15 protein-coding genes and 1 riboswitch are annotated in these 11,618 nt (G+C 59.7%); of the genes, 6 read left to right on the top strand and 9 right to left on the bottom strand.

All coding sequences use genetic code 11. From position 1 onward, the window contains the following. Positions 1-106, bottom strand: a riboswitch (cobalamin riboswitch). This riboswitch is flagged as partial in the annotation. Positions 107-167: 61 nt separating this feature from the next. The 5 genes from ACR0JA_RS18380 to ACR0JA_RS18360 are packed head-to-tail and all read right to left on the bottom strand — an operon-like array spanning position 168 to position 4,374. After that, entirely contained in the window at positions 168-710 is a 543-nt protein-coding gene (locus ACR0JA_RS18380; RefSeq protein ID WP_480578267.1) for a DUF3833 domain-containing protein, read from the bottom strand. Continuing rightward, the gene (locus tag ACR0JA_RS18375; RefSeq protein ID WP_480578264.1) at positions 707-1,324 is read right to left on the bottom strand and encodes a DUF3833 domain-containing protein; all 618 of its coding nucleotides are present in this window, start codon (positions 1,322-1,324) and stop codon (positions 707-709) included. Before ACR0JA_RS18375 ends, ACR0JA_RS18380 begins: the two co-directional genes overlap by 4 nt. Beyond that, positions 1,321-2,544 (bottom strand): MFS transporter, encoded by a 1,224-nt coding sequence (locus ACR0JA_RS18370; protein WP_480578261.1) that lies wholly within the window; start codon positions 2,542-2,544, stop codon positions 1,321-1,323. Before ACR0JA_RS18370 ends, ACR0JA_RS18375 begins: the two co-directional genes overlap by 4 nt. Next, on the bottom strand, positions 2,544-3,089 hold the full coding sequence (locus ACR0JA_RS18365; protein WP_480578257.1) for a hypothetical protein: 546 nt from the start codon (positions 3,087-3,089) through the stop codon (positions 2,544-2,546). Before ACR0JA_RS18365 ends, ACR0JA_RS18370 begins: the two co-directional genes overlap by 1 nt. Continuing rightward, positions 3,043-4,374 carry an NAD(P)/FAD-dependent oxidoreductase gene (locus tag ACR0JA_RS18360; RefSeq protein ID WP_480578254.1) on the bottom strand — a complete coding sequence of 444 codons (1,332 nt, stop codon included), beginning with the start codon at positions 4,372-4,374 and terminating at the stop codon, positions 3,043-3,045. The genes ACR0JA_RS18365 and ACR0JA_RS18360 overlap by 47 nt, the downstream gene beginning before the upstream one ends. A gap of 194 nt (positions 4,375-4,568) precedes the next feature. Between ACR0JA_RS18360 and ACR0JA_RS18355 the strand changes: the two genes are divergently transcribed. Further along, complete coding sequence (locus tag ACR0JA_RS18355) at positions 4,569-5,294, top strand: SDR family NAD(P)-dependent oxidoreductase (protein ID WP_480578251.1); 726 nt, start codon at positions 4,569-4,571, stop codon at positions 5,292-5,294. Positions 5,295-5,336: 42 nt separating this feature from the next. On the opposite strand, the gene ACR0JA_RS18350 is transcribed toward ACR0JA_RS18355, so the two are convergent. After that, on the bottom strand, positions 5,337-5,624 hold the full coding sequence (locus ACR0JA_RS18350) for an I78 family peptidase inhibitor (RefSeq protein WP_480578248.1): 288 nt from the start codon (positions 5,622-5,624) through the stop codon (positions 5,337-5,339). Between the two features lie 129 nt (positions 5,625-5,753). On the opposite strand from ACR0JA_RS18350, the gene ACR0JA_RS18345 reads away from it, so the two are divergent. Beyond that, positions 5,754-6,866, top strand: a complete 1,113-nt coding sequence (locus ACR0JA_RS18345) for an S-(hydroxymethyl)glutathione dehydrogenase/class III alcohol dehydrogenase (RefSeq protein ID WP_480578246.1) — start codon at positions 5,754-5,756, stop codon at positions 6,864-6,866. Positions 6,867-6,926: 60 nt separating this feature from the next. Here ACR0JA_RS18345 and ACR0JA_RS18340 read toward each other — a convergent pair whose 3' ends face one another. Together ACR0JA_RS18340 and ACR0JA_RS18335 are read right to left on the bottom strand one after the other, a co-directional pair. Then, a complete protein-coding gene (locus ACR0JA_RS18340; protein ID WP_480578243.1) occupies positions 6,927-7,865 on the bottom strand; it encodes a DMT family transporter in 939 nt (312 codons plus the stop codon). A gap of 152 nt (positions 7,866-8,017) precedes the next feature. Further along, a complete protein-coding gene (locus ACR0JA_RS18335) occupies positions 8,018-8,431 on the bottom strand; it encodes a group III truncated hemoglobin (RefSeq protein WP_480578240.1) in 414 nt (137 codons plus the stop codon). Between the two features lie 192 nt (positions 8,432-8,623). Here ACR0JA_RS18335 and ACR0JA_RS18330 point away from each other — a divergent pair, with 192 nt between their 5' ends. Next, entirely contained in the window at positions 8,624-9,088 is a 465-nt protein-coding gene (locus ACR0JA_RS18330; RefSeq protein WP_480578237.1) for a DUF1203 domain-containing protein, read from the top strand. On the opposite strand, the gene ACR0JA_RS18325 is transcribed toward ACR0JA_RS18330, so the two are convergent. Further along, positions 9,085-10,077 carry an ABC transporter ATP-binding protein gene (locus ACR0JA_RS18325; protein ID WP_480578276.1) on the bottom strand — a complete coding sequence of 331 codons (993 nt, stop codon included), beginning with the start codon at positions 10,075-10,077 and terminating at the stop codon, positions 9,085-9,087. The genes ACR0JA_RS18330 and ACR0JA_RS18325 overlap by 4 nt on opposite strands. 87 nt (positions 10,078-10,164) lie before the next feature. On the opposite strand from ACR0JA_RS18325, the gene ACR0JA_RS18320 reads away from it, so the two are divergent. The 3 genes from ACR0JA_RS18320 (at position 10,165) to ACR0JA_RS18310 (ending at position 11,571) form a co-directional block, all read left to right on the top strand. Next, positions 10,165-10,341: a zinc-finger domain-containing protein gene (locus ACR0JA_RS18320; RefSeq protein ID WP_480578234.1), complete on the top strand. Its 177-nt coding sequence runs from the start codon at positions 10,165-10,167 to the stop codon at positions 10,339-10,341. Next, on the top strand, positions 10,342-11,025 hold the full coding sequence (locus ACR0JA_RS18315; RefSeq protein WP_480578231.1) for a TIGR02117 family protein: 684 nt from the start codon (positions 10,342-10,344) through the stop codon (positions 11,023-11,025). It abuts the gene before it with no gap. 63 nt (positions 11,026-11,088) lie between these two features. Then, positions 11,089-11,571, top strand: coding sequence for a hypothetical protein (locus ACR0JA_RS18310; RefSeq protein ID WP_480578228.1), 483 nt, complete (start codon positions 11,089-11,091; stop codon positions 11,569-11,571). Positions 11,572-11,618: the final 47 nt, after the last annotated feature.

The raw sequence follows: 11,618 nt of genomic DNA, 5'->3' as shown, positions 1-11,618 counted from the left end.
CGCTTACAGTTGCGGGGGCAGTCACGGATTTGACACTCGAGGTCGCACCGTATTCCCTTTTCATCCCTCGGACAAAACCGAAAGAACCATCGACGAATTGAGTGCCCGAGAATCTCAAATGCGTCAATACGCAATCTGGGCGTGGCCGGAACCGGTCGGATCAGGGGCTACTTCTTTTCGAAGTACAAAATGACTTCGCCCAGCCGAATCCCAAAGCGCGAGACATAGGCCCGGTTCAGCAATCGGTCATCGGACAACAGCCACATCCAGTCATCGAAATTGACGCGCATGGTGCCATCTTTGACGGGCAGGTCGATCTTGTATTTCCAGTTGAACGTATCACCGCGTTCGATCCCGGTTGCGGTTCCCAAAACGCCCGGAGCGGTGCCGGTCCAGCTGTCTTCGCCGGTTTTGGTCAGGGTCCAGACACGCTGTTCGGTTGCGCCGTCATCATAGACAAAATCTTCGACCAACGTCAGGGTCTGGCCGTCCCAGGCGCCGTCAATATCGACTCTAAACCGGCGAGGAACGTTGCCCAGAACATCCTGAAACTGGCCATAGGCGACAGTCTTACCCTCAAAGAACTCTTCAAGATTCAATTGCCGGTCCGACAGGAATATCTTGGGGACACGCGGTTTTGCAGAACAGGCGGCCAAAGCCGCCAGACCCGCGACAACGACAAGGCTGATCAGGACACGCCGGATCGTCATTGCAGCGCCCTTGGCTCGGCGTCGGCGTCGTGGCCGTTGGCACCGTTCAGATGCATCGGTTTGATCGCGGGCGCTGGACGCATCGTGGCAACAAGTTCGGCGACTTTGATGCCGAACTTGCGCATCTCGGACCGGTTCATGATCGCGCCGTTTTCGGTCAGGTACATCCAGTCTGTCACGTTCAGCGTATGGCCCCCGGCATCATCGGGAAGGATGATTCGATAGGTCAGCTTGACGGTTGCGCCGGACATCACGCCCTTGCCCTCGCCGACGATGTCATCTGCCGTGGCCGTAAACGTGTTGCCGGTACCCAGCGTCAGATACCACTTTCGGGTCATCTGCTTGCCATTCGAATAAGTGAAATACTCCGCCAGTGTGCCCTTGTTCCCGTCCCACTCGCCGACCATCCGGGCGACGAAGCTGTTCGACATCTTGCCATTGGGGCCATAGATCAGCCCTTCGGACAGGATCTCTCCGTTCAGATGTTTCTTGAGAGAAAAGGCAGGCCCGGTGCCGGAATAGTCAGTCGGCGCCTGCGCACGAAAGCTCAGGTAACGACCCCGGGCAAATCCAAGCGCCAGAAGGGCAAGAAGGAAGATAGCAAGAAGGCTCATTTCGTGGTTACCTCGGTCGGTAGGGTCAGGACCATGCCAAGCGCGCCCAGTTTCAGGATGCAGGGCAGGACGGCATAGGCGAGGTTGAGCGTCTCGAGCGCCTGTGCCGAATTGGACTGACCGGGTGTGAAACCGCTGCGTTCCAGCAGCGGCAGAGTGAAAAAGGCAGCGAGCGCAAGGCCCAACTTGCCAGCAAAGGACCAAATCCCAAATGCGGCTGATGCGTTGAGTCCCGCGCGGGTCAGGACAACCGAGAACATGGCGGGTAGCACCACCATATCGGCCCCCAGAGCCGCACCGGAGGCGAGGCAGATCAGGGCGAAGCCCAAAAGCTCTCCGGCGGGCAACATGGCGGCACCGATGAACCCCGCAATGGACAGCGGCATGGCGATGATCAGAGTCTGTTTCGGCCCAATTCGGTTGCTTAGCCGCGCCCAGAACGGCACGCTGGCCCCGGCGCTGAGGAAGAACAGGATCAGCAGCGGGCCGGCCTTGCCCGGCAATTGAAGCCGATCTTCAACAAAGAACAGAAACAGGGTTGAGGTGATCGCGACCGGCAGGCTGTTTACCAGTGCCAGGGCTAAAAGGCGCAGCGCTCCGGCCTGCCCAAGGCCAGCAAAGGACAGGCCCTCGCCAGTGATCGGTGTGCGTCGCCAGATCGGGACAGTCAGAACGATGGTCAGAATGGCCAAAACGCTCAGACAGATGCCAAATGCAGGATAGCCCTGCGCACGCGCCCCGAGTGCAACCAGCAGCGCCGGGGCGCTGGCGGCAAGGACAACGCCGGTCAGTTGTCCGCCTTCGCGATAGGCGGCCAGCGTCATCAACTCATTTGGCTCGGGCCGTTTGGCCAAAGTTGCGCTGCGGCCATAAAGCAGGATGGTTCCAAGGCTGTAGGCAGAAAACAGCAGGATCAGGATCGCCACCAGAGACAAGATGCTTGCACCCTGAGGCAATGCGAACAGCAGCGGAAACCCGACCGCCAGCCCCAGCGCAGCCAACGTGGCAAAAAACACCTGCCCCCGCGGCCAGCGATCGATCGCCCACCCGATCAGCGGGTCTTGCACCAGATCGACAAGCCGGATCACCAGCAGCACGGTACCGATGACGCCGAGGCTGATACCCAGATTCACGGCCGCAAAACGCGGCAGGTGAATGTAAAGCGGTATCCCCGCCGCCGCGAGCATCAGTGCATAGAGACTGACCCGGGGATACAGCATCACTGACCTTTCAGCTTTTGCGTAAAAGATGCGGATCGGGTGTTGCTGCCCAGAAAAATGGACATGAACGCCTGTTTGATACCGGGGTTGGAAAGGGTGCAGGTTTTGCGCCCGTTACGCCAGAACCCGACCTTGTTTGGCCCCTCCGATATGGCCAGATAGCTGTCGCCCTTGCTGACCGCCTGAAAACACTGCTCAAGCTGGGCTTGTGTTGGTGCGGAATTTCCCTGCCGCGCTATTTCATCAAGCGTTGATTCAACCAGCGCCTTTTGCTTCAGGTTTTTGCGATAGGTCAGCTGAATCCCGAAATCCTCGGACCAGCTGAATGGCGCACCGCCGGGCGTATAGAGCTTCGCGTCATAGATTGGCAGGCCCAGATACCGAAAGGTTGCGCTGCCGCGTAGCTGCGCATCGTTCAATTCGTCCGAGAGCGGGTTGGCCGCAAGCCCACCAGGGGCCAGCAAAACCAGTAGGAAAAGGACGACGTGCCAGCTGCGCCTACTCGGCCGGAACAGCGATGGCGCGGTCTTTGCCAAGAGTGCCATTGTCAACTCCGGTACTGTGCGAGGTGCCGTTCAGCAGACCGACGACATGCATCGCGCTGGCGATCCCGTCTTCGTGAAAACCGTGCCGGTTGTAGGCCCCGGCAAACCAGGTTCGGTTCTGGCCCTGCATCGCGCGAATCTGTCCCTGCGCCTTCAGCGCGGCCTGATCAAAGACCGGGTGGGCGAATTCGACCTGATCATAGATTTTGTCGGCGGCAATGTCGGATGACGCGTTCAAGGTCACGAACAGAGGGTCACTGTCGGGGATATTCTGAAGGCGATTCATCCAATATGTGACCCCAACATTGCCCTTTTGCGATCGATAGGTCCAGCTGGACCAGCAAGCCCGCCGACGCGGCATCTGGTTTGGGTCGCAATGCAGGATGGCGGTGTTGGGCTGGTAGCGGATCGCGCCCAGCGCGTCGCGCTCGGCCACCGTTGCGTTGTTGCCGAGAATTGCCAGCGACTGATCGGAATGCGTCGCCAGAATGATTTCGTCATACAGATCGGCGCGACCCTGACTGCAAACGGTGACCCCCAGATCGTGCCGCTGCACCGTATCAACGGGCGCAGCCAACCGGATGTCGCATCCACGGCTCTTCAAGGCGGCCTCGATCCGGCGGACATACTCGATGCTGCCGCCTTTGACCGTGTACCACTGATGCTGGTTCGCACGACCGCTGGCCAAAAGGGCATGGTTGCGGAAGAATTGCACCAGCGATCGGGCAGGGAACTGGTCCACGAACTCGACCGGCGTTGACCAGATCGCACCGCACATCGGCATCAGATAGTTGTGACGGAACCAGTGGCCCAGTCGCAGCTGATCGACCAACTCTCCGATCGTGGTGTCGTCATCCTTGGCGACATCCGGGGCCTCTTTGCCGAACCGCAAAATGTCGGCGATCATCTTGTAGTAAGCGGGGCGCGCAAGGTTGCGTTTCTGCGCCGTCAGCGTTCGCAGATTGTTCAGACCATATTCTATGCGGCCATTGTCGATCGTCGCGCCAAAGCTCATTTCGCTTTTGGTGACCGGAACGTCCAACGCGTCGAACAGCTTGGTCAGATACGGGTAGGTTGCATAATTGAAAACGATAAACCCGGTATCGACCGGCTGGTCTCCATTCCTGCCCGCCATCACGGTGCGCGCGTGACCGCCGAGACGGGGTTCGGCCTCATAGACAGTGATATCGTGATTTTCGGATAGATAATACGCCGCCGACAGACCTGAGATACCTGCACCAACTACTGCGATTTTCTTACGTACGCCCTGGGTTTCGTCGAACATTCAAGCCTCGTTATGTGACATTTTACAACAGGATACGCTGAGAGGGCCGAGTTGGATCAATCGTGTTAGATATTTTTTTCGAATGCACTATGTTGTGACGTCGGGTCAACGGACGCGAGCCGTGTTGGCATCGGGTGATCCGATGCGGGTTCGACGTCGTAAAAAGCTATGAATAAGGACTGGACCGGCCATCTATGAGCAGCTTTGACGGCAAAACCTATTGGATCATCGGCGCCAGCGAAGGTCTGGGCCGCGCGTTGGCCGAGGCCCTTGGCCATCAGGGCGCGCATCTGATCCTGTCGGCGCGAAACAGCGCGCGACTGGCCGAGATCTGCGCGACCTTGCCGAATGCGCGCGCGGTGCGCTGCGATGTGACCGATCTGGACTCGGTCCGCGCGGCGGTGGCTGACGTGGGTCGGATCGACGGCCTTGTCTACAACGCAGGCACCTATGAACCCATGCGCGCGAGCGAATGGGCGACCGAAGCCGCCCTTGCCATGAGCGACGTCAACTATACCGGCGCCCTACGGGTTCTGGGCGAAACAGTCCCGGGATTTGTAAAGGCCGGGAGTGGGGACATCACGCTGATCGGATCGCTGGCGGGCTATCACGGGTTGCCCGCGGCCATCGGGTACGGGGCCAGCAAGGCAGCACTGATTTCTCTGGCGGAAACCATGCGGCATGATCTGGCGGGTACGGGCGTGACGGTTCGCATCGTCAATCCGGGCTTTATCAAGACCCGTCTGACCGAAAAGAACAATTTCAGGATGCCCATGCTTATGTCACCGGAGGACGCGGCAAAGCATGTGGTCAGGGCGATGTCCCGTCGCCGTTTTCGAACCGATTTCCCGGCCCCGTTTTCCTGGCTGCTGCGTTTGATCAACTATCTGCCCGACATATTGGTCTATCGCGGAAAGTAGACTCTAGTCAGTTGAAATGTCCCCGAACGGCTGCCGGCGTGCCTATCCGCAGGTCAAGCGTTGAATGATCCCGGCACCGTTCACATAAACGTTCAGCCGATCAATCCGGTAGTCTTGCGTGGCAATGTCATCGGGACCCAGCACCCGGGACCGCTCGGGCAGATCAGCCTGAATGGTCGAGACCGGTTGGCCCACCGACCCGGCAAACGGCTCGCCTTTGCAAAAGGCCAGATCGACTGCCGCATTCTCAGGCGCAGAGGCTTCGTCCAAAGGAATGCTGGTGTCTGCACAGGCCGCCAAAAGGACCAGAATCGGGATAAATCGGTGCATTGGCGTTCCTCATTCTGACAATGTCGTTTCTGCAATATCAATTATTTAGCAAGCCTGCCATGAAAGCACAGTTGAAAACACCCTGTATTTGACGCAGGGTCGGGGAAAAGTGACAGGGAGATGTGAGCCATGCGTACCCGTGCCGCCGTCGCCGTTCAGGCGGGCAAACCTTTGGAAGTGATGGAAGTGAACCTCGAAGGCCCCAAGGCGGGCGAGGTTCTGGTCGAGATCAAGGCCACCGGCATCTGCCATACCGACGAATTCACCCTTTCGGGTGCCGACCCTGAGGGCCTGTTTCCAGCAATTCTGGGCCATGAAGGTGCTGGCGTTGTGGTCGAGGTCGGCCCTGGTGTGACCAGCGTGAAGCCGGGCGATCACGTTATCCCGCTTTACACCCCGGAATGTCGCGAGTGTGAATACTGCCTGCACCCCAAGACCAACCTGTGTCAGGCGATCCGGACCACGCAGGGGCAGGGGCTGATGCCCGACGGAACGTCTCGGTTCTCGACTCTGGATGGCGACCCGATCCTGCACTACATGGGCTGTTCGACGTTTTCGAACCACACGGTCCTGCCCGAGATTGCGCTGGCCAAGGTCCGCGAGGACGCGCCCTTCGACAAGATCTGCTATATCGGCTGCGGCGTCACCACCGGCATCGGCGCAGTGATCAACACCGCCAAAGTCGAGATCGGCAGCCGTGCCATCGTGTTTGGTTTGGGCGGCATCGGTCTGAACGTGATTCAAGGGCTGCGCTTGGCCGGAGCAGACCAGATCGTTGGTGTTGATTTGAACCCATCCAAGGTCAACATGGCGACAGCTTTTGGCATGACCGATTTCGTGAACCCCACTGAGGTTGAAGGCGATCTGGTTCCCTATCTGGTCGACCTGACCAAGGGCGGCGCGGATTATACCTTTGATGCCACCGGCAATGTCGGCGTTATGCGCGACGCGCTTGAATCGGCGCATAAGGGCTGGGGTGAATCGATCATCATCGGCGTGGCACCTGCGGGGGCCGAAATCTCGACCCGCCCGTTCCAACTGGTCACCGGCCGATCCTGGCGCGGCACTGCATTCGGCGGCGCGCGCGGCCGCACGGATGTGCCCAAAATCGTTGACTGGTACATGGAGGGCAAGATCGAGATCGATCCGATGATCACCCATACCATGGGCCTGGACGATATCAACGAAGGCTTCGACCTGATGCACCGGGGCGAGAGCATTCGGTCTGTGGTTGTCTACTAAGACCCGATACAGACGAAAATCACTAGCGGCGCGCAAACTGTGCGCCGTTTTTCTTTGGTACTACTCCCCCGGCCGCGACGCCCCGGTATCTGTTCGGGGCGATCGTACCCGCAGAACCGGCGTATTGGCCGAGGTGGTGTTCGACCGGCTTTCGCGCCAGACCACAAAGACGCCCGAAGCAATGATCACACTGGCCCCGACCGCGACCCAGGCGTCGGGGTGTTCGCCAAAGAACACCATGCCGAACAAAGTGGCCCAGATGATCTGGCTATACTGGCTGGGCGCGATGACACCGGCGGGCGCGGCGCGGTAGGCCATGATGATCAGGTGTTGCGCGATCACCGAAAACACCCCGACCAGCGCCATCATGCCCAGATGCAGCAGCGAAGGCGGCTGATACACGGCGGGTTGCGCCACGCTCATGACCAGGATGGCCAGCAGCATCGGGTAGAGGATTAGCACGGCCGAACGTTCCTCGTTCCCGATCTTGCGCACCAGCACCGAAGCAAACGCGCTGCAAAACGCGGCTGTCAGAGCCGCAATATGGCCCAGCGTGATGTCGGTCGCGCCGGGCCGCAGAACGATCAGCACGCCAATCAGGCCAACGCCGACAGCAGCCCAGCGTTGGGCGCGGACGACCTCTCCCAGTATCGGGATCGACAGAACGGTGACGATCAACGGGAACGAGAACAGCAGCGAATAAACCTCGGCAAGCGGCAAGACCGAGAATGCATAGAACGCGCAGGACATCGCCGCGATCATCAGGCCGGATCGCAGCAGGACCAGCCAGGGATGGTGCGGCAGGAAGTTACCGGTCTTGCGATCGGTCAGGATCGTGACCGCCATGGGCACAAAGGAAAACAGTGTCGCAAAAAAGATGATCTGCAACACCGAGTAGGTTCCGCCCAGCACTTTGATCAGGACGTCATGGGTTGCGAACACGGCAAAGCCCAGAAACGCAAAGCCAAGTCCCCGAAGGGTGGTGTTTTGAGTGCTCATCGCTGTGGCCCCGGAACATGTATCGGTGTGATGGCGCTTTGCCATGGCAGCGCGGGTTGCGTTCGGCTGACGTGCCTTTGAGTAAACCCATTTTGAGGGCGCGAATAGCCCCTATTTTACCGCTAACATGTCAAACCCGCCATGATCCAGGATCATCGCAGGATCGGTGGCGCGTCCTTGGGCTGACGCGCGGATTGCACACCCGCCTTCATGCCGACGCCGATGCGCCGGGCCAGCGCGACCCAGGGAACAGCAGTCTCGGGCGGCAACGTTCGTGTGGCCACCTCTTCGAACAGATCAAGCCAGTGGGCAAAGAACTCGGGCCGGACGTCGGGCCGTTCGATATGGACCCGTTGCGGATTGCCGTCATAGCTGCGCTCGAACAGAATGGCATTGCGCCAAAAGGCGACAATCTTCTCCTCATGCGTGGGCCAGTCGGCAACGTGCTTCGAGAATACCGGACCCAGCACCGCGTCCTGCCGCACACGCGCGTAAAAGGCGCGAACCTGTGCGTTGATCTGCGCTGGCGTGGCGGGAAAGCGAGGGGGCAGAGCGGGTCTTGTCATCGAGGCCTCGGTGGTTGGCTGTGTTCAAGGCCAATACCCGGTTGAGCCTTTCGGTGATAGGCGGGGATTTGTCGCGCGTCATCGTGCCGAGCCTTCTTTTTCCAGGTTCAGCGTTGCTCTGATCTTATTGCGCAGGATACGGGTCGCCTAAAGAAATTTGTACGGGCAGAGTCGAGGAAAAGGAGACCCGATATGTTCAAGATAACAGCATTGCCCACAGCCGAAGTTCGCGCCCTTCAGGCCGGTGGCCCGGATGCATACGGTGCCAGTCCGGAACGCGCCGTTTCAACCGGTGCCGGCAACCCCTGCCGCCATTGCTTGCAGAACATACCCGACGGGGAAGAGATGCTTATTTTGGCGCATCGCCCTTTCTTAGAGACACATCCTTATGCTGAAACCGGCCCGATCTTTCTGTGCGCCAAACCATGTGAAAAGTATGACGGCGCGGAATTGCCTGAGGTTTTGACCACCTCGCCGGACTATCTGATCAAGGGCTATGGCACGGATGACCGGATTGTTTATGGCACCGGGGCAATCACGCCGGCGGACGCGATTGCCTCACGGGTCGCCGAGATCTTTGCCCGCCCGGATATCGCCTATATCCATGTCCGGTCGGCGCGCAACAATTGCTATCAGGCGCGGATCGACCGGGCCTAAAGCTTGACCCGATGTATGCCCCGGCGCGGTTGATCGTGATCGACTACCAGTGGGTCATCTGCGCGTTGCGACGTCAGCGCCAGGAACACATCTTCAAGGTCGGCCTCTTCGGTCCGTACATCGCGGATGCGAATGCCGGCGGCGCGCACCGATTCCAGGACCTGCTCGGCGCTGGTTTGGGCGCCATGATAGTGCAGAACAAGATTGCCGTCGTCGCGCAGATCTGCCTCGACGCCCTGCGCTGTAGGCATCTCTGTGACCGGACTGTCCGGAACGATCACCATGGTGCGGCTGTCCATGCGGCCCAACAGGTTGGCGGTACTGTCTTGCGCGATCTTTTCGCCATGGTTGATGATGGCGATTTCGTCGCACATCTCTTGTGCTTCTTCCAAATAGTGCGTGGTCAGGATGATGGTCATGCCCTGTTGGTTCAGCTTGCGCACATTGGCCCAGAGCATCTGCCGCAATTCGATATCCACACCTGCCGTGGGTTCGTCCAGCACCAGAATCTTGGGGTGATGCACCAGCGCCTTGGCCAACAGCAAGCGCCGCCGCATGCCGCCCGACAAGGTGCGCGCGTATGCCTCGGCCTTGTCGGTTAGACCAACCAGTTCGAGGATATCGTCGCTGCGGCGCTGTGCCTTGGGCACCCCGTAAAGGCCCGCCTGCACCTCCAGCGCGCCGCGCGGGGTAAAGAACGGGTCCAGATTCAGCTCTTGTGGCATCACGCCAATGGCAGCGCGAGACCGGCGCGGGTGCTGATCCTGATCGAAGCCCCAGATTGACACGTGACCAGAAGACTTTACCACCAGACCGGCCAGAATGTTGATCAGAGTCGATTTCCCGGCCCCGTTCGGCCCCAGCAACCCAAAGACCGAGCCGCGCGGAATCGTCAGGTCGATACCCTTCAGCGCCTGCTTCTCGGGCTGGCCCTTGCTGCCGCGATAGGTCTTGCGCAGCCCTTCGATCCAGATTGCCGCATCGCTCATCCGAGACTTGCCCCTTGTTTGCGCATCGCTCATAAACGCACCTAATACATGCCCGCGAGGCCGACAACCGCAGAAGGATCGCCAGCCGTGACCATCGAAGCGCCGGAAACCAAAGTCGTCGAAACCGCCCGTGTTGCCTGTGATGGCGGTGAAGGCGCATTGGGTCATCCCCGCGTCTGGCTGCAGATCCCCGAAGATACCGGCTGGGTCGAGTGCCCGTATTGCGACTGCAAATACGTGTTGAAAGGGCGCGAGGCCGGTTAAATGCGCAAAGCGGGGCTGCGCATTGCCCTGTGCGCGTTTGCCCCAATAGGTGCTTACGTTTTGGCCGCAGTGCTTGGTGCGGTCATCCCCGGCAACGGGTCCAGAGCAACCGGAACCGATCGGGTTGAGGTTTTGCTCGTTCGTGGCCCCATCCACTATGATTTTCTCATTCCGCTGACCCCTGCCTCGCGAAACCGTTTTGACGATCTACGGCGCGCTGGGGTGCCGGTCGACCAGCCCCGGACGCAATGGGTGATGGTCGGGTGGGGTGCGCGCGAATTCTACACGACTGCCGGCACCTATGCCGACGTGACCATCGCGGCGGTTCTGAAGGGATTGACCGGAGATCAATCGGTTCTGCGAGTTGACGCGTTCGGCCCTCTGCGGCCTGACCTCGACTTGCCGCGCATCGCAATGACCGAGGCGCAATTCACCCGGTTTCTGGAGGTGGTCGATGCCAGTTTCGCCCGGTCGGATCAGGGGGATCTGCTGCCGTTGCCGGTCGCAGGGTTTTCCGCAACCGATCGGTTTTTTGCCGCCAATGGACGTTTCGATCTGTTTCGCACCTGCAATGTCTGGATCGGGAAGGTTCTGCGCGAAGCCGATATCCGGTTCGGGCTTTGGGTTCCTTTGCCGTTTTCGGTCACACTGTCGCGGTGGCTCTACCAGCCCGCAACAGGGTAGACCTGCCTCAGTCTTGCCGCGATTTGGTGCTAGGCCCCGGCTGAAACCGAATGAGTGTGCACGATGACCGACGCAACAACCAATAACAGTAACAACCCCGTCTTCGGCTGGTTTGGGTTCGTGGTCGCAGCGGCTTCGCTGATGGCGGCGTTGTTCGTGTTCTGGGCCGGACCCTTTGCGCCACAGCAATCTGCGGGCGTGTCATTGGGAGAGCTTGCTGCCGAGATCGGCAAGTCCACTTTGCGCGCCGCCGCTGGGCTTGAACAACCTGACCTGGTTGCACCCGTGCGTGATCTTGACGACTACCTGCGCATCGGCGTGGCCATGCTGGCCGGTGTGGCGATCATACTGTCCGCGATCGGTCTGCTGCGGCACGAAAGGATGCGACCCGCCATCGCCGGCATCGTGATCGGGGTCGGGGCGATCTTGTTCCAGTTCTTTGCCATGGCGTTTTTTGCGTTGCTGGGCGTATTGGTCATCATGGCCCTGCTGAACAGCTTTTCGGGTTTCTTCACCGAGACTTTCTCGGGCCTCTTTGGCGGCTAGTCCACGTTCTTGACTGGCCACCCGTCCGACCCTGTGGCAGAACCATC

The organism is Ruegeria sp. AM4 (assembly GCF_056540665.1).
Note: the sequence above shows the minus strand (reverse complement) of the source record. Positions and strands in the feature narration are given on the sequence as shown.